Origin of the sequence: Bacillus sp. FSL R5-0434 (assembly GCF_038004745.1) — a bacterium.
Taxonomy (GTDB): Bacteria; Bacillota; Bacilli; order Bacillales; family Bacillaceae; genus Bacillus; species Bacillus halotolerans.
Genome location: NZ_JBBORV010000001.1, coordinates 874,429 through 892,427 on the forward strand (window position 1 = coordinate 874,429; position 17,999 = coordinate 892,427).

At 47.0% G+C, this 17,999-nt stretch carries 15 protein-coding genes; 14 read left to right on the plus strand and 1 reads right to left on the minus strand.

The genetic code is table 11. The annotated features are described in order from the left end of the window. Positions 1-10 precede the first annotated feature (10 nt). From malP to NYE43_RS04490, 14 genes are all read left to right on the plus strand, one after another. Positions 11-1,597 carry a PTS maltose transporter subunit IIBC gene (gene malP / locus NYE43_RS04425; RefSeq protein WP_024120617.1) on the plus strand — a complete coding sequence of 529 codons (1,587 nt, stop codon included), beginning with the start codon at positions 11-13 and terminating at the stop codon, positions 1,595-1,597. A 104-nt stretch (positions 1,598-1,701) separates the two neighbouring features. Beyond that, positions 1,702-3,423 (plus strand): ABC transporter ATP-binding protein, encoded by a 1,722-nt coding sequence (locus NYE43_RS04430; protein WP_024120618.1) that lies wholly within the window; start codon positions 1,702-1,704, stop codon positions 3,421-3,423. Further along, the gene (locus tag NYE43_RS04435) at positions 3,417-5,231 is read left to right on the plus strand and encodes an ABC transporter ATP-binding protein (protein ID WP_024120619.1); all 1,815 of its coding nucleotides are present in this window, start codon (positions 3,417-3,419) and stop codon (positions 5,229-5,231) included. The genes NYE43_RS04430 and NYE43_RS04435 overlap by 7 nt, the downstream gene beginning before the upstream one ends. A 162-nt stretch (positions 5,232-5,393) precedes the next feature. Further along, positions 5,394-5,798 (plus strand): DoxX family oxidoreductase CatD, encoded by a 405-nt coding sequence (catD, locus tag NYE43_RS04440; RefSeq protein ID WP_024120620.1) that lies wholly within the window; start codon positions 5,394-5,396, stop codon positions 5,796-5,798. A 17-nt stretch (positions 5,799-5,815) separates the two neighbouring features. Next, complete coding sequence (locus NYE43_RS04445) at positions 5,816-6,673, plus strand: VOC family protein (RefSeq protein ID WP_216394911.1); 858 nt, start codon at positions 5,816-5,818, stop codon at positions 6,671-6,673. A gap of 95 nt (positions 6,674-6,768) precedes the next feature. After that, positions 6,769-7,713, plus strand: coding sequence for an AraC family transcriptional regulator (locus NYE43_RS04450; RefSeq protein WP_101860277.1), 945 nt, complete (start codon positions 6,769-6,771; stop codon positions 7,711-7,713). A 174-nt stretch (positions 7,714-7,887) separates the two neighbouring features. Continuing rightward, on the plus strand, positions 7,888-9,336 hold the full coding sequence (locus NYE43_RS04455) for a sugar porter family MFS transporter (RefSeq protein ID WP_024120623.1): 1,449 nt from the start codon (positions 7,888-7,890) through the stop codon (positions 9,334-9,336). A gap of 27 nt (positions 9,337-9,363) precedes the next feature. Beyond that, positions 9,364-10,305, plus strand: a complete 942-nt coding sequence (locus NYE43_RS04460) for a sugar phosphate isomerase/epimerase family protein (protein ID WP_024120624.1) — start codon at positions 9,364-9,366, stop codon at positions 10,303-10,305. A 9-nt stretch (positions 10,306-10,314) separates the two neighbouring features. Next, entirely contained in the window at positions 10,315-11,496 is a 1,182-nt protein-coding gene (locus NYE43_RS04465; protein WP_101860276.1) for a Gfo/Idh/MocA family protein, read from the plus strand. 122 nt (positions 11,497-11,618) lie between these two features. Then, positions 11,619-12,821: a sensor histidine kinase gene (locus NYE43_RS04470; RefSeq protein WP_038954171.1), complete on the plus strand. Its 1,203-nt coding sequence runs from the start codon at positions 11,619-11,621 to the stop codon at positions 12,819-12,821. Beyond that, on the plus strand, positions 12,818-13,480 hold the full coding sequence (gene lnrK / locus NYE43_RS04475; protein ID WP_095714604.1) for a two-component system response regulator LnrK: 663 nt from the start codon (positions 12,818-12,820) through the stop codon (positions 13,478-13,480). The genes NYE43_RS04470 and lnrK overlap by 4 nt, the downstream gene beginning before the upstream one ends. 143 nt (positions 13,481-13,623) lie before the next feature. Then, positions 13,624-14,559, plus strand: a complete 936-nt coding sequence (locus NYE43_RS04480; RefSeq protein ID WP_326323670.1) for an ABC transporter ATP-binding protein — start codon at positions 13,624-13,626, stop codon at positions 14,557-14,559. An 11-nt stretch (positions 14,560-14,570) separates the two neighbouring features. After that, the gene (locus NYE43_RS04485) at positions 14,571-15,761 is read left to right on the plus strand and encodes an ABC transporter permease (RefSeq protein ID WP_326323669.1); all 1,191 of its coding nucleotides are present in this window, start codon (positions 14,571-14,573) and stop codon (positions 15,759-15,761) included. Between the two features lie 14 nt (positions 15,762-15,775). Continuing rightward, a complete protein-coding gene (locus tag NYE43_RS04490) occupies positions 15,776-16,933 on the plus strand; it encodes an ABC transporter permease (protein ID WP_326323668.1) in 1,158 nt (385 codons plus the stop codon). A gap of 103 nt (positions 16,934-17,036) precedes the next feature. Here NYE43_RS04490 and NYE43_RS04495 read toward each other — a convergent pair whose 3' ends face one another. Next, positions 17,037-17,600, minus strand: a complete 564-nt coding sequence (locus NYE43_RS04495; protein ID WP_326323667.1) for a PadR family transcriptional regulator — start codon at positions 17,598-17,600, stop codon at positions 17,037-17,039. Between the last annotated feature and the right edge of the window lie 399 nt (positions 17,601-17,999).

Here is a 17,999-nt window from a genome sequence, read left to right on the forward strand (position 1 = left end):
GGGTTTTGGTATGATGCAAAAAGTCCAGCGCTTTGGAAGCGCGATGTTTGTGCCTGTATTATTATTTGCGTTCGCCGGCATTATCGTGGGTGTCAGCACGCTTTTCAAAAACGAAACCCTGATGGGGCCGCTCGCTGATCCTGACGGGTTTTGGTATCAGTGCTGGTATATCATTGAGCAAGGCGGCTGGACGGTATTTAATCAAATGCCGCTTTTATTCGCCATCGGCATTCCAGTCGCTTTGGCGAAAAAAGCTCAGGCGCGCGCTTGTTTGGAAGCGCTTACGGTTTATTTAACGTTTAATTATTTTGTCAGCTCGATCCTGACAGTCTGGGGAGGCGCCTTTGGCGTTGATATGAATCAAGAGGTTGGCGGAACGAGCGGATTAACGATGATTGCCGGCATTAAAACGCTTGATACCAACATTATCGGGGCAATCTTTATTTCTTCCATTGTCGTATTTTTGCATAACCGCTATTTTGATAAAAAACTGCCTGATTTTCTCGGCATCTTTCAAGGCTCCACGTATATCGTCATGATTTCCTTCTTCATTATGATTCCGGTCGCTCTGGCCGTGTCTTTTATCTGGCCGATGGTCCAAACGGGAATCGGGTCGCTTCAAAGCTTTCTTGTCGCTTCCGGGGCGGTGGGCGTTTGGATTTACACATTTTTGGAACGGATTTTGATTCCGACCGGTCTTCATCATTTTATTTACACGCCGTTCATCTACGGCCCGGCTGTGGCAGAAGGCGGGATCGTCACGTATTGGGCGCAGCACCTTGGTGAATATTCACAAAGCGCCAAACCGCTGAAGGAGCTGTTCCCGCAAGGCGGATTCGCGCTTCACGGCAATTCAAAAATCTTCGGCATTCCGGGGATTGCGCTCGCGTTTTATGTCACAGCCAAAAAGGAAAAGAAAAAACTCGTTGCCGGCCTGCTGATTCCTGTCACACTCACGGCCATCGTCGCCGGCATCACAGAGCCGATTGAGTTTACTTTTTTATTCATCTCTCCTTTCCTATTTGCGGTTCACGCCGTACTCGCCGCGACAATGTCGACGGTCATGTATATGGCCGGTGTTGTCGGAAACATGGGGGGCGGGTTAATTGAGGCGGTTACCCTGAACTGGATTCCGCTCTTTGGCAGCCACGGTATGACGTATGTGTATCAAATTCTGATTGGACTCTCATTTACTGCAATTTATTTTTTCGTCTTCCGATTTCTGATCCTCAAATTCAATATTGCCACACCGGGACGGGAAATTGACGATCAGCAGGAAACAAAGCTGTATTCGAAACAAGAATACAGAGAAAGAAAAAATAAAAAGGATGAAACAGCCTCCGCTGCAGAAACGGCAGATGAAACCGCTGCATTGTACATCGAAGCGTTAGGCGGAAAAGACAACATCACCGAGGTCACAAACTGCGCCACCCGCCTCAGAGTCAGCGTCAAGGATGAAAAAAAGGTCGAACCCGACAGCGTCTTCCGCGCGCTTGGCGCACACGGCGTCGTCAGAAACGGGAAAGCGTTTCAGGTGATTATCGGATTGAGTGTGCCGCAGATGCGGGAGCGTGTGGAAAAACTATTAAATCAATAAAGCAGACCCTCCTTTTTGGGAGGGTTTTCGTTTGCCGTCAAAAAGACCATCATAGTAAAGTAAAGAAAGAGACAATCGAGTATAAGGGATTTGGAGGCTTTTACATGTCAAAGGCTTTATCATATTTAAAACCATACTCACTTCTGGTGGGAATTGCGCTGATTCTCATGCTGACGGAACTCGCGGTTGAACTGGTACAGCCTCTATTGATCGCAAAAATCATCGACGATGGGATTTTGAAGCAAGACATGCGGCACGTTTGGATATGGGGTGCGGTCATGATCGGTCTGACCATTTTATCATTTGCGGCGGGGATGCTGAATTCCTTTTACGCTGCCCATGTCAGCCAAAGCTTTTCCTACGATACGAGAAAAGGGCTTTTTCAAAAAATCCAGTCCTTCTCTTATTCAACATTTGGACAGTTTTCGTCCTCATCCTATATGACAAGGCTGACAAATGATGTAACACAGGTGCAAAACCTGATTTTTATGAGCCTGAGGTTTATGCTGCGTGCGCCGTTAATGATTTTGGGCGGCATTGCGCTGTCACTCGCCGTTAATGTGAAGCTCGGCTTTTTTCTTCTTGTGACGATTCCGATCCTGATTTTGTTTTTGCTTTGGGTACTGAAAAAGGGCGGGGCGCTGTTCCGGTCTGTGCAGAAGCGGCTGGATCAGGTGAATACGATCATGCAGGAGAATTTAACTGCGATCAAGCTGATTAAAGCGCTGCTGCGCGGAAGCCATGAGGTCAAGAGATTTATCAAAGCAAACACGATGCTGATGCAAAAAACGGTCTCGGCATTTCAGCTTGTAGAATTTACGATGCCTGTGCTGATGCTGCTGATGAACCTCTGCATTCTTTTTATTTTATGGGCGGGAGCTCACAGCATCACAAGCGGAGGTTCTCAAGTCGGCGATGTCGTTGCGGTTATTAACTATGCGACACGAATTACGGGTGCGCTTTCTATGTTCCCGTTTTTGATTATGATTTTCACCCGGGCAAAAGCCTCAGGCGACAGAATCGGCGAGGTGCTTGAAACAGAAGGTGACGAGCAGGAGGAAGGATTACTCTCATCTCGCTTGTCAGGCCGAATTGACTTTCAGGATGTGTCCTTCCGATATCCGGATATGGACAGAGAAGCGCTGCGCAATGTCTCATTTTCCGCAAAGCCGAAAGAAACGATCGCGATTCTCGGGGCGACAGGATCAGGGAAATCGACGCTTTTTCAGCTCATTCCGCGGCTTTATCAGCCGGATTCGGGCAGCATTTACATAGATGAAAAGCCTATTGATGACTTTCCGGCGGAGGGCCTTCGCAAGCAAATCGGATTTGTGCCCCAGGAAGTGCTCTTGTTCTCAGGCACGATCAAAGAAAATATTGCTTGGGGCAAAGAAAATGCTTCACTTGATGAAATAATGGAAGCGGCCAAACATGCGCAAATCCATGAAACGATCATGAAGCTTCCGAAGGGATATGATACCGTCCTGGGACAAAGAGGCGTCAATTTGTCCGGCGGTCAAAAGCAGCGGATTTCTATTGCAAGGGCACTGATCAGAAAACCCTCCATCCTTCTTTTGGATGACAGCACAAGCGCGCTTGACCTGCAAACGGAAGCGAATCTGCTTGAGGCCATCAGCACATATGAGTGCACAACCTTAATCATTACACAAAAAATAACAACGGCCATGAAAGCTGATGAAATCTTGCTGCTCGAGGATGGAGAGCTGATAGAAAAAGGCACACACAGCCAGCTGCTTTCTGACTCACATTTATATAAGCGCATTTACGAGTCACAATTCGGAAGGGAGGGGAGCGAGTCGTGCTGAAAGACATCCGCAAGCCTTTCCAATATCCCAAAATCCCAATCGATAAAAAAGAACGCGCCAAAAAAAGGGCGAAAGCAAAGGATACAAAAGGCACCCTGAGACGAATCTGGTCTTACCTGGCAGAACGAAAAGGGCTGCTCATACTCGTTATGCTGATGGTCGTAATCAGCGCGATATTCGGCCTCCTCGGCCCCTTTGTGATCGGAAAGGCCATCGACCATTTCATCGTCGGCCAGACGGTCAGCGGGCTTATTCCCGTTCTGCTCATTCTGCTTGGCATATATCTCATTCAATCTTTATCACTCTGGTTTCAAAACTATTGGATGATCACGATTTCGCAAGGCACAGTTTTTAGAATGCGAAGCGAGCTGTTCACCCATCTGCATGAGCTGCCGATCCCGTTTTTTGATAAACAGCGGCATGGTGAGCTGATGAGCCGGGTGACCAATGACATCGAAAATGTCAGCTCCACTTTAAATACGTCGGTGATTCAAATTCTGTCGAGCGTCATCACTTTCGTCGGAACGATTGCCGTCATGCTGTACATGAGTCCGCTTCTGACGGTGATCACGCTGACGATCATTCCGGTAATGGCGGTGAGTCTGAAATGGATCACAAACCGTACGGGAAAACTGTTTAAAGAACAGCAAAAAAATCTTGGCGAGCTGAACGGATATATTGAAGAAAGCATTTCAGGCGCAAAGGTCATCAAAGCGTATTCACGGGAAGACCAGATTACAGCTGAATTTCTGGAAAAAAACGCCGCACTCAAGACTTCAGGCTTCTGGGCACAGACGATTTCCGGCTTTATCCCGAAAGTGATGAACTCTTTAAACAATTTAAGCTTTACGATCATTGCTGCAATCGGCGGACTGTTTGCGCTGAAAGGCTGGATATCCATCGGCACCATCGTTGTCTTTGCCGAGTACTCAAGACAGTTTACGCGTCCATTAAATGATCTGGCCAATCAGTTTAATACGATGCTGTCCGCTATTGCCGGCGCTGAACGGGTGTTTGACGTGCTGGATGAAAAAGAGGAGCGTGAGGATGAAAAGAGTGCCCTGCATCAGCCGATACAAACAGGCGGCATTGAATTCCGAAATGTTTCCTTCGGCTACGAGGAAAACAATCAGACACTGAAACACCTCCAATTCACAGTGCCGGCCGGGCAGTCAATCGCCTTTGTCGGCCCGACGGGAGCGGGTAAAACCACTGTTACCAATCTGCTTGCCCGTTTTTATGAGCCCAATGAGGGGAGCATTTTAATTGACGGGATTGATATTAAAAAGCTGACAAGGGCGAGCCTGAGAAAAAATATGGGGTTTGTGCTTCAGGATTCGTTCTTGTTCCAAGGCACGATCAGAGAAAATATCCGCTACGGCAGGCTCGATGCCTCCGATCAGGAAGTCGAGGCCGCAGCAAAAACAGCGAATGCCCACAGCTTTATTGAGCGGATGCCAAAAGGATATGATACAGTGCTGACGCAAAACGGCTCGGGCATCAGTCAAGGACAGAAACAATTGATCTCCATAGCAAGAGCCGTGCTGGCCGATCCGGTTCTGCTCATCTTGGATGAAGCGACAAGCAACATTGATACCGTAACAGAAGTGAAAATCCAAGAAGCGCTTGCCCGTTTAATGGAGGGGAGAACGAGCGTTATCATTGCTCATAGGCTGAATACCATTCAAAGAGCGGATCAGATTGTCGTATTAAAAGACGGCGAAATGATTGAAAAAGGCAGCCATGATGAGCTGGTACGCCAAAAAGGATTTTACAGTGACTTATACGAAAGCCAATTTCAGAAATAAAGAAAAAGACCTTTGTCCTGCATAAAGGTCTTTTTTGTTACAGATTTATAGTACTTTTATTTCAATTTCGTAAAATGTAACAAAATTACTTGACGTAAACAAGTTATGTATATATACTAGCTTACATTAAGTAAGTGATAACATTTATCAAGGAGGATAAAAATGAATAAATCATTTGAAATTGGCACATTACTTTTAAGAGTCATCACAGGTATTATCTTTTTTGTTCACGGTTTATCAAAGTTTCAGGCAATGGAGGGCACCATCCAATTTTTCGGCAGCATAGGCCTTCCAAGCTTTATGGCGTATGTCATCGCAGCGATTGAACTCGTTGGCGGAGTGCTCGTCTTTTTCGGATTGGCTACACGTATTGTAGGTGTTCTGTTTGCTCTCACATTGATCGGAGCCATTATTACAGTGAAGCTGAAAGCGCCATTCATGGGCAATGCAGAATTTGATTACCTTCTGCTTTTGACATCCATTCACCTGGCGCTTACTGGAAGCAGATTCCTGGCACTGGACCCATTTGTGTTTAAAGCAAAAAAGAACGAAAACGTATCAGCATAAGAAAAGAGGCATACAGCATGACCAGCATTCATGAGGATACAACCATTGGCTATGTCAAACTCACAATCCGCAGTCTGGAGCGTTCCCTTCAGTTCTACTGCAACGTGATCGGCTTTCAAGTCTTGAATAAGACGGACCGCCAAGCTGAATTAACGGCTGACGGAAAACGCCCCCTGCTTATTTTGGAAGAAAATCCAAGCGCTGTCGTCTTGCCTGAACGCACGGTAACGGGCCTGTATCACTTTGCGATTCTGCTTCCCAACAGAAAGGAACTTGGTATCGCACTCGCCCGCTTGATTGCAAACGGGATTGCCCTCGGACAGGGAGACCACGCTGTCAGCGAGGCGCTCTATCTCTCTGATCCTGACGGAAACGGAATTGAAATGTACGCTGACCGTCCTCGCAGCACTTGGCAGCGGGATCGTGAAGGAAACTACGTCATGACAACAACTGCTGTCGACATCGAGGGCCTTTTGGAAGAGGCCGGAGAAGAGCGGAAAACAACGCTTCCAAACGGTACGGTCATCGGGCACATTCATCTGCATGTCAGCGATCTGAAAGAAGCAAAAGCGTTTTACACAGATGTGCTGGGCTTTGACATTGTCGGAGACTATGCGGGCATGTCTGCTCTCTTCATTTCAGCCGGTGGCTACCACCACCATATCGGCTTAAACATCTGGGCTGGGAAACATGCGCCGCCTAAGCCGGCAAATGCGAGCGGGCTCGACTATTACACCGTTGTCCTGCCTTATCAGGAGGAACTCAAACGTGTGGCGGACCGAGTCAAAAACGCTGGATATTCGCTTGAAGAAACGGAAAACCATTTTCTTGTGAAAGACCCTGTCTCCGGAGCACATATCAAATTTGTGATTTAACTGTCATCCCTTTGCCCGTAAAAAACGGCAGGGGGATTTTTTATTTCTGTCCGCCTTGTTATGATGGGAGAACCAACTTGTTAGGAGGCGTTTACATGGAACTCAATCACCTTGTGACGGGCAAAATCGCTTTAAATCAATATGTGCATCGCTTAGAGCAAAAGGATGTTTTATTTTACGTCCACTATTGGGGAGCGATGACGAACCACTATAACACACTGCTTCATAAGCATTCCTTTTATGAAATTTGTTACGTCGTAAGAGGTGAAGGATATTACCTTGAAGGCGATCGTACATATCCGCTTCGTGAACAGACGATTTTTTTGTCAAAGCCGGATCATTTGCACCAAATCAAAAGTGAAACAGGTCTGTTCCTTTTTTATGTTGCTTTCGAGCTGAGCGAGGATCAGTCAAGCGCCGAATGGATCAAAGTGATGGAAAAAGTGAAACAAAGTCCCCTTATCACAATGCAAATGAAAGCTGGCGAACCGCCGGGCCTGCTTTGGAAAACATTAATGCTGCAAGCAGCGCAGCCTGTCAATACTTTTGACAAAGAGATCCTATCTCATTTGTCGCATGCATTGATCCTGTCATTAATCCAAACCTTTCTCCCGGCCGCCCATCGCTCGAAACAAAAGCAGCCCATTCACACATCTTCTGCTTTGCTGACAGAGGTGAAACTGCACATAAAAGACAATCTGTCACAGCCGTTAAAGCTGACGGATGTCGCCAGCCACTTTCATATCTCAGGGAGACATTTATCACGTTTATTTGCAGCAGAACTGGGCGTCAGCTACTCAGAATTTGTCCAAAATGAAAAAATAAATAAAGCTGCCGAGCTGCTGAAATCAACGACTCTGTCGATTAAAGAAATAGCAGAAGAAATCGGTTTCTCAGTACATTATTTCACTCGCATATTTTCCGCCAAAATCGGCAGCTCTCCAGGGCTTTTCCGTTCCCTTTATAAAGATTCAAAAATGACCGCATTTCAAATCAATAAACCTTTTCAAAAAACCGAACAGGCCAAGCCGCACGAATAAGATGTCCTGAAATGACAAAACAATGTCTTCATATGATAAAGACGCGAGAAATCTCGTTGTCTTATAATCTTTTTAGAAAGCGGTTACAACAATGAATGTTGCTGAAGGAGGGATGCATTGGCTTATGCTTGGTGTCGGGTGCTCTGCCATTCTTGAAAGAAGGGGAAGAAAGCCGTGAGTACTAAAAAGAAAGAGGCTGTAAAAGAAAAAGAAAGCTTAGCTCATAAAGGGCTTTTACGAACGATTACATTGGTATCTACATTCGGCGGCCTATTGTTCGGTTACGATACGGGTGTCATTAATGGGGCACTTCCTTTTATGGCAACTGCAGGTCAACTGAATCTTACACCTGTTACAGAAGGACTGGTTGCGAGTTCCCTGCTTCTCGGGGCAGCCTTTGGGGCGATGTTTGGAGGACGTCTGTCCGATCGTCACGGCCGCCGAAAAACGATCCTTTATTTAGCCTTACTCTTCATCGCAGCCACACTTGGCTGCACCTTTTCACCAAACGCGTCCGTGATGATTGCCTTTCGTTTTCTGCTCGGACTGGCGGTTGGCTGCGCTTCTGTAACGGTTCCAACCTTTTTAGCGGAAATTTCGCCGGCAGAACGCAGGGGACGAATCGTGACACAAAATGAACTGATGATCGTAATTGGCCAGCTGCTGGCATACACCTTTAACGCCATTATCGGCAGCAGAATGGGGGAGAGCGCAAATGTATGGCGGTATATGCTGGTCATCGCGACACTTCCAGCTGTTGTGTTATGGTTTGGAATGCTCATCGTGCCTGAAAGCCCGCGTTGGCTGGCAGTTAAAGGAAGAATGGGTGACGCCCTGCGGGTGCTTCGGCAAATCCGTGAAGACAGCCGGGCACAGCAGGAAATAAAAGAAATCAAACATGCGATTGAGGGCACAGCAAAAAAGGCAGGCTTTCATGATTTTCAAGAGCCGTGGATCAGGCGCATTTTATTGATTGGGATCGGAATCGCCATCGTACAGCAAATTACCGGTGTCAATTCAATCATGTACTATGGGACAGAAATTCTGAGAGAAGCCGGTTTTCAAACAGAAGCTGCATTAATCGGCAATATTGCAAACGGTGTTATTTCAGTTATTGCGGTCATTTTTGGGATATGGCTTCTCGGCAAAGTCCGCCGTCGGCCCATGCTGATCATCGGACAGATTGGCACGATGACAGCTCTTCTGCTGATCGGGATTTTATCTATTGTCCTTGAAGGAACACTCGCCCTGCCGTATGTTGTTCTGAGTTTGACCGTTTTGTTTCTTGCATTTCAGCAGACAGCCATTTCTACAGTGACGTGGCTCATGCTCTCAGAAATTTTCCCTATGCATGTGCGGGGACTTGGTATGGGGATCAGTACTTTCTGCTTGTGGACAGCTAACTTTCTCATTGGATTCACCTTTCCCATTTTGCTCAATCATATTGGGATGTCGGCGACATTTTTTATCTTTGTCGCTATGAATATCCTAGCGATTCTATTTGTGAAAAAATATGTGCCTGAGACAAAAGGGCGGTCACTTGAACAGCTTGAACACTCCTTTCGCCAGTATGGCCGCCGCGATGATCAGGAAATCCAAAATCAAACAACTCACTTATCGTAACCTGCAGATACTAGGAGGAATCTATCAATGAAACTATCTTATGTAACAGACAGTTTAGGACATTTGCCTTTTGAAGAAATGCTCAATTTTGCCGCGGAGCTTGGCATTGATACGCTTGAAATGACAACCGGAGGCTGGTCGCCTGCGCCTCACTTGAATCTTGATGAACTGCTGCAAAGCAGTCACAAAAGAGAAGAATTTTCAGCAGCGCTGGAAAAGCGGAATATGACACTTTGCGCTTTAAACTGCTCGGGGAATCCTTTGGATCCAGGCGAACTGGGCAAATTGCACAGAGAAGTAACTGACAAAACGATGGAGCTGGCTGGATTATTAGGCGTCAAAAAAGTGATCATGATGAGCGGCCTGCCAGCCGGCGGCCCGGACGACAAAGTGCCGAACTGGATCACATACACAGTGAGCTGGCCTCCTGTTTTAAAAGATATACTCAATTATCAATGGGAAGATGTTGCGATTCCGTATTGGAAGGAGCTTGTCAAAAAAGCGGAAGCCTGCGGTGTTGAAAAAATCGCGCTTGAAAATTTCAGCTCTCAATTAGTCTATAATCCTGAGACTCTCTTTCGGCTCAGAAATGCAGTCGGCCCGATGGTCGGTTTGAATCTTGACCCGAGCCATTTGTTATGGATGGGCGCAGACCCAATCATCGCAGCAAGGGAGCTCGGAGAAGCCATTCACCATGTTCACGGAAAAGATGTCAGAATTGAAAGACATTTAGCTGCGGTTAACGGGCTGTTAGAAACAAAAGAAGTGACAGATCCTGCAAACCGGGCATGGAATTATGTAGCTGTCGGCTGCGGACAGGATTTACAGTGGTGGAAGGAATTTTTTTCAGTCGTAAAAATGATGGGGTATGACGGTGAGGTTTCCTTAGAAATGGAGGACCTGACGATGTCACCGGAAGCGGGCATCCGCACATCGATAGAAGCTTTAAAACAAACCATCAGCCAATAGGAGGTTTTCATCATGCTAAATGGAGAAAGAACCATTTCAAAACCGCTGCGCTGGGCAATGGTAGGCGGCGGGCGGCTCAGCCAGGTTGGATATAAACATCGTATTGGAGCGCTGAGAGACAATACTGCCTTTCAATTAACCGCAGGCGCCTTTGATATCGATGCCGAAAGAGGAAAAGACTTCGGGGTGAACCTCGGAGTGGAAGCGGAACGCTGTTATCCCGACTATCAAACAATGTTTGCGGAGGAAACGAAAAGAGAGGATGGCATAGAGGTTGTATCGATTGCCACTCCGAACGGCACTCATTATGAGATCTGTAAGGCAGCGCTTGAAGCAGATCTGCATGTCATTTGTGAAAAACCGCTGTTCTTCACTTCAGAAGAGGGCTATGAAATCAAAGCGCTCGCGGAGAAAAAAGGGAAAATTGTCGGCGTGACATACGGTTTTTCCGGCAATCAAATGCTCCTTCAAATGCGTGCGATAATTGAGCAGGGCAAGATCGGCGATATTCGTGTGGTTGACTTGCAGTACACACACGGTTTTTGTGCAGCAGATGAAGGCGAAAACATAAGCGCTGCACAGAAATGGCGTGTCGACCCTGCGATCGCCGGGCCAAGCTTTGTGCTGGGCGATTTATCTACCCACACGTATTATATGTCGCAGCTTATTATGCCGCATATGAAAATAAAAGAGCTGCTGTGTGACCGCCAGAGCTTCGTCGGCAGCCGCACGCCGCTTGAGGATAATGCCCATGTGCTAATGCATTATGAAAACGGGGCGGTCGGGACGATGTGGACATCATCAATCAATGCAGGGTGTATGGATGGCCACAGAATCAGAATTGTTGGCTCTAAAGCAAGCATCGAATGGTGGGACAGCAAACCGAACGAACTGACGTATGAAGTGCAGGGAGAGCCGATTCAGACACTCGTTCGCGGCATGCCATATTTAGATGGTGCATGCAGCGCCGATGAACGTCTCGGCGCCTTACACAGCGAAGGGCTGTCAGAGGCGTGGGCCAATATTTATCTTAAGTTTGCCATAGCAATTGACGCTAAAAATCGCGAAGATGAAGAAACCTTGAACAACTTAGTCTATCCTGACATTGATGCAGGGATCGAGGGCATCCGCTGGATTGAGAATTGCGTGCGTTCAGCAGACCAAGGATCAGTCTGGGTTGAATTCAAATAAATAAGTGGAAGCGCCGCATATGACATAAAGTTCATATGCGGTTTTTATTTTCCAGAAACATCTGTAAAAAATAACAAGAGGCAGGTATGATAAGAAAGGAATTGCTTATAGGAGTGATGAGCGTGAAGGCTCTTTTATTTACAAGAATTTTCACCTTGATGGTGAGCTGTTCGATGTATCTGTCCCTCGTAAAGGATGATAACTGGTTTGAATATCTATTTATAGCGTTAGGAGCTGCCGTGTATGCAGCCAATCATTTTCTGCTGAAAACAGAGAAGTATGACGTCTGGTTTTGTCTGATTGATCTTACGGTCGGCTTTTCGTTTGGATTCATGTTTCCCGGCAATGGTTTGTTCATTATTATGCTATGCCCGGTAGCTGTCGCATTTTTTCTGCGCGGGTTCAATAGAAAAATGGCATGGTTTTTGTTATGTCTTTGCTCAATTTTGTTTTCAATTGTCCTCATACGTACATATCTGCTAGCCGGCAATGAATACGTCATGGATCACATCACCAGCATGACATTTGTGGTGTTCTGCGGGGTGGTCGGCAAATTAATCCGCAAACTTCTTGAAGCACAAGAAACGGCAAAACAGCAGTTTCAGGAACTGACGGATTCGCATCGGGCGCTGTCAGCAGCACACCAGGAGCTGCATTTATATGCGAAGCAGGTCGAAGAACTCACTGCCATTCACGAGCGGAACAGAATGGCACGGGACATCCATGATACAGTAGGGCACAAAATGACGGCGCTTCTTGTCCAGCTGCAGCTTCTGCGTGAATGGCAAAAAAGAGACAGCCGAAAAGCAGATGAGACAGTCGGCGTCTGTGAAACGCTCGCCCGTGAAGCACTCGGCGATATCCGCTTATCAGTCCGAACCCTGCAAACGGAGAACGATCCCTCATTCATTGAATCGCTGAAACAACTGACAGAAGACTTTTACAAAAATGCGGGCGTCACATCCGAACTGACGGTCAGCGGCGATCCTGCGCTGGTCCCGCTGTCTCTGCATCCGACTGTGATCAGAACGGTGCAGGAGGCGCTGACCAATGCAAAACGTCACGGCGGCGCCACTGCCTGCTCGATTCAGCTCACGTGTTCACCGGAAACAGTCAGTCTTTTAATTAAAGATGACGGAAAAGGAAATCCTGAGGCCGCGCTGGGATTTGGTCTCTTGAATATGAAAAAGCGGGCGGCCGAGCATGGCGGGATGATCCGTTTTGAAAGCGAGCGGGATCAAGGATTTACCGTGATTGCGGAATTTTCTTTGGCTAATAAAAAATGGAGCTTTGGGCCCGCACAGCAAAAGGAGAGTTTATCATGATTAAAATCATCATTACCGACGATCAGGATATCGTCAGAGAAGGGCTGGCGTCTCTGCTTCAGCTCCGGGAAGAGCTCGATGTCATCGCCACGGCGCGAAACGGACAGGAAGCCTTTGAAAAGGCGAAAGAGCTGGAACCGGATATCGTATTGATGGACATCCGCATGCCGGTGTCCAACGGGGTGGAGGGAACAAAATTGATCACCAGCTCGCTGCCGGGCGTAAAGGTGCTGATGCTGACGACCTTTAAAGATTCAGAGCTGATTGCCGAAGCGCTTGAAGAAGGGGCAAGCGGGTACCTGTTAAAGGACATGTCAGCCGATACGATTGTGAAAGCGGTGATGACTGTTCAATCAGGAGGAATGGTGCTCCCGCCGGAACTCACAGCCCAAATGCTGAATGAATGGAAACGAGAAAAACAGCTGAAAGGAACGGAAGAGAAAGAAAAACCGAAGGAACTGCTCGACCTGACCGAGCGTGAAATGGAAGTGCTGGCTGAGCTCGGGTACGGACTGAACAATAAAGAAATTGCCGAAAAGCTGTACATTACAGAAGGAACAGTGAAAAATCACGTGTCAAACATTATCAGCAAACTGTCGGTCAGAGACAGAACCCAAGCCGCCATTTATTCCGTCAGACATGGCGTATCTGTCTTTTGATAGATGACGTTTGGCATATGCGTTGCCCTGAAAAGGCCTGTCACAGGCCTTTTTTTTATGCCCGATGTTCTATCCGGCGCCACATGTTTCACGCCTCAATCTCTTCTACAATGGCAATGGGATAAAAAAAGGAGTGAAACGGCGTGCTTCAAGCAGAAAATATCAAAAAGGCATACGGAAAAAAAACAATTGTCAAAGGAATCTCTTTTTCCTTGAGAAAGGGTGAGTCGTTCGGACTTCTCGGACCGAACGGAGCGGGGAAGTCCACAACCATTTCTATGATTTCCGGACTTGTGCCGCTTGACGGAGGGGAGATTACAGTCGGCGGGTATGTCATCGGCAAAGACACGAACAAAGCCAAACAAAAAATCGGCATCGTCCCGCAGGAAATCGCCCTGTACCCGACACTGACGGCTCAAGAAAATCTCGTATTCTGGGGGAAAATGTATGGACTCACGCATGGAGAGGCCAAAAAAAGATCAACAGAAGTCCTTGAATATGTAGGGCTTACTGAGCGGGCTAAAGATAAAATCGAAACATTCTCCGGCGGAATGAAACGGAGAATTAACATAGGCGCCGCCCTTATGCATAAGCCTGAGCTGCTTATCATGGATGAACCGACCGTCGGCATCGACCCTCAATCGAGAAATCATATTTTAGAAACGGTCAAACAGCTCAACGAAACAGGCATGACCGTGATCTATACGAGTCACTACATGGAAGAGGTCGAGTATTTATGCGACCGGATCGGCATTATTGATCAGGGAGAAATGATTGCGATCGGCACAAAAAACGACTTGTGCAGCCGTCTTGGAGGAGACACGATCATCCAGATGACTGTCAGCGGGGCAGATGAAGGATTTCTTTCAGCTGTCCGCTCGCTTGCCCATGTGAATGATGTGACAGTGAGTGAATCTGAGCTCAAAATTGAGGTTGCTGCGGCGCACCATGAGAAAGTAGTCACCAGCCTGCTCGCGGAAGCCGCTGCCCATCAAACGAATCTCCTGTCTCTTCAGGTTCAGGAACCAAATCTGGAACGGCTGTTTCTGAATCTGACAGGCCGCACATTGCGGGATTAGGAGGGGCGGCGATGAAAAAAGCAATATGGATCGCATGGAAAGATGTCAAAATCAGAATCACGGACAAAAAAGGGTTTATGATGCTTATCCTAATGCCGCTGATTTTAACAGCCATATTAGGGGCCGCTCTTGGATCAATCCTTGGCGGAGGCAGCGAGATTGATGAAATCAAAGTCGGCTATGTCCAGTCTGATCAGTCAGGCGCGTCGAAGATGTTTAAAACAGACGTACTTGAAAAAATGAAGATGATCAAGGTCACAGAAGCCGGCAGTAAAAAGGAAATGAAAAAGCTGCTGGCGGAAAAGAAAATTGATGTCGGAATTGCCGTCCCGGCACATTGGGGATCCGGCAAGAAACCGGCCGCTGTCTATGCTGGCACTGATCAGGAATTAAAAAGCTCTATCATAGAAACGGCTGCAGTATCTTTTATAGACCAATACAAGGCGGTACGAGAAGCGGTATCCGCCTCGATGGAATATGTTACCAAGACGGAAGCTGTAAAACAAGGAAAGCTCAATCCTGCCCTCATTGCAGAAAATCTTGCTAAGACGCTTGAAAAAGAAGCGGGTGCCAGGCTTGCTGTTACTGAGAAATCAGTCGGCGCAAAAGAAGTTACCAGTTTTCAATACTATTCGGCGGCAATGCTTTGCATGTTTATGCTGTTTCATATGACGGTCGGCGCGAAATCATTTTTGCTGGAAAAGGAAACAGAAACCCTTGCCAGACTGCTGATGACGCCTGCACAAAAATACGCCATTCTCTTCGGGAAGTGGCTCGGAACCTATTTGTTTGCCATTATACAATTTTTCATTTTTCTTATTGTGACCATCAATATATTTGATGTGGACTGGGGAGACAATCTCTTGTTTGTGTGCGTGCTGGGGCTTTCCTACGCAGCAGCTGTATCCGGCATTTCAATGCTTCTTGCTTCGTGCATCAGCGATATGAAGTCAGCAGATGTTTTAGGAGGTTTTGGAATTCAGGTGCTTGCCGTTCTCGGCGGTTCTATGCTTCCGATTTATCAATTTCCGGATTTTCTGCAATCTGTTTCAAAGGCGGTGCCAAATCGATGGGCGCTCGAGGGCTTTCTTTCCTTAATGGAGGGGGGAGGCTGGGCTGAACTTCAAACGCCGGTCCTTCTTTTTGCGGCAATCGGTCTTTGTTCACTGGCTGTTGGCATCAGAAGGCTTCACACAAGATAAGGAGGTAAAACACGGTGAAAAAAATCATAGCCATTTGCGGCGTTGAGCTTTCTCTCATTTTTAAGAAGCCGCAGAACTATTTAATGATGTTCGCTGCCCCGCTGCTGCTGACCTTTGTATTCGGCGGTCTGCTCGGCGGAAATGATGATAAGGTGCGGCTTGCGATCGTCGATCAGGATGACACGCTTCTTTCACAGCATTATATCCGGGAGCTCAAGCAACATGATGATATGTATACATTTCAAACAATAACTAAAAGCAAAGCTTCAGAAAAACTGAAACAAAAGAAAATTGCCGGAGTCATCACCATTTCCCGCTCTTTCCAAGAGAAGCTGGAAAAAGGAGAGAAGCCGGAGCTGGTCTTCAGCCACGGTCCAGATCTGACAGAAGCGCCAGTCGCTAAACAGTATGCCGAAAGCAAGCTGGCAAAGCTCAACATTCAGGTAACCGCGGCAAAAACAGCGGCCGAGGCGGCGGGGGAGAGCTGGAAATCGGCTTATAAAACGGTAATCGCCAAAGATCATGGAGATAGCGCCCCAGCTGTAAAACGGGAATCTCTCAATGATAAAAAAGAAGGCAAGGGTGTAAGTGGCACAGCTTCACGAGCTGCAGGCTTTTCCATTCTGTTTGTGATGCTGACAATAATGGGGGCAGCCGGCACGATATTAGAAGCGCGAAAAAGCGGCGTCTGGCCGAGACTGCTCACCGCGTCTGTCAGCCGCGCGGAAATCGGAGCGGGGTATGTGCTGTCATTCTTTGTGATTGGCTGGATTCAATTTGGAATGCTGCTTCTCGCATCCCATTGGCTGTTTGGAATCAGATGGGGCAATCCGGCTGCGCTGATCGTGTTAGTATCCTTTTTTCTGTTAGCAGTCGTTGGCATCGGGCTGATGATTGCTGCTCATGTCAGAACGCCAGAACAGCAGCTTGCTTTCGGCAACTTGTTCGTTATTGCGACGTGTATGGTGAGCGGAATGTATTGGCCGATAGAAATTGAGCCGAAGCTGATGCAGTCCGTTGCTGACTTTCTCCCGCAAAAGTGGGCGATGAACGGACTGACAGAAATTATCGCTAACGGGGCAACCATCACGGATATACTCGGCATTTGCGGCATCTTGCTTGCTTTTGCCGCCGTCACCTTCACAGCGGGGCTGAAAGCGCTCCGAACGTAAAAGCATCCGCCTCCGGGCAGATGCTTTTATCATTATATCGTGTGTTCTGTCAGGTTCAGTCTTTGTTCCAAGTGTTGTTTGCCGGACGGCCAGTCACCTTCGATTAAGGCCGCTCCTGGGTATTCTCTTGTATCATGGCTAAAATATGCTCCAGCCAGGATACGTAATTCTTTTCCCGTTCCAGCGCTTTTGTCAGTACCAGATAGTGGCCGAAATCCGGTGAAGGAAACGACATTGGCTCCGCTGAGGCCATTAGCTTTTCATAACTGCCTTGCAGATCAGCGAGCTTCTCCTTGCGCTTCAGTAGCTGGTCTGTAAACAAGTCGGCTGCCTCCTGGCGTGACAGAGAAGAAATGAAATAAGCCTTCAGCATAAATTCATCCTTCACTGTTTCCGGAATAGGGTGGTGGCGGGTCAGCCACACGTGAAGCTCCTGTTTTCCGCTGTCTGTCAGGGTATACATTTTTTTCTCAAGTTTTGTGCCCTGAATCGTTGTCCGGAATGTGATAAAGCCTTCATCTGTCAGCTTTTTGAGCTCCGGATAAATCTGGCTGTGCTTGGCGCTCCAAAACTGGCCGAGCTCTGCTTTGAAATAACTTGTAATATCATATCCGCTCAATTCGCCTTTTCGTAAAAGCCCTAATATGGCGTATTTTAATACTCTCATGCTGTCCTCCGTGTCTATGGCTGTTTTTGCAAACCAGAAGTTTTTTAAATGCCCTGCCGCAAAATCGTATCGTTCTTTTCTCTTATACGGAAAACAAAATTGAATTCCTTCTTGATACTCGTCCTATATAAAATAGTGAATGCCATCTCATGTTTAGCTTTCATCTGTTCCCTATATTATAGGAAAGGGAGACTGGGAACACAACCGCATGTCTCCTACGCTTATTGTCCTTTCAAGTTTCTTTCGAGTATATGGATCAAGTGTACTGCAGACAACTGCCAATCGATAGAATTAGGACTTAATCAAAATAATAGGTAAATTGAAGATTCTGATAAGTTTATATTTACCAAGTTTAAATTTAATTGTATAATCATTCTGGTAAATACATAATTGAGGAGA

Bases quoted from the DNA above. Each gene is read 5' to 3' on its own strand.
- malP (WP_024120617.1), top strand. From the start codon at position 11: ATGATGCAAAAAGTCCAGCGCTTTGGAAGCGCGATGTTTGTGCCTGTA.
- NYE43_RS04430 (WP_024120618.1), top strand. From the start codon at position 1,702: ATGTCAAAGGCTTTATCATATTTAAAACCATACTCACTTCTGGTGGGA.
- catD (WP_024120620.1), top strand. From the start codon at position 5,394: ATGAATAAATCATTTGAAATTGGCACATTACTTTTAAGAGTCATCACA.
- NYE43_RS04445 (WP_216394911.1), top strand. From the start codon at position 5,816: ATGACCAGCATTCATGAGGATACAACCATTGGCTATGTCAAACTCACA.
- NYE43_RS04450 (WP_101860277.1), top strand. From the start codon at position 6,769: ATGGAACTCAATCACCTTGTGACGGGCAAAATCGCTTTAAATCAATAT.
- NYE43_RS04460 (WP_024120624.1), top strand. From the start codon at position 9,364: ATGAAACTATCTTATGTAACAGACAGTTTAGGACATTTGCCTTTTGAA.
- lnrK (WP_095714604.1), top strand. From the start codon at position 12,818: ATGATTAAAATCATCATTACCGACGATCAGGATATCGTCAGAGAAGGG.
- NYE43_RS04485 (WP_326323669.1), top strand. From the start codon at position 14,571: ATGAAAAAAGCAATATGGATCGCATGGAAAGATGTCAAAATCAGAATC.
- NYE43_RS04495 (WP_326323667.1), bottom strand. From the start codon at position 17,600: ATGAGAGTATTAAAATACGCCATATTAGGGCTTTTACGAAAAGGCGAA.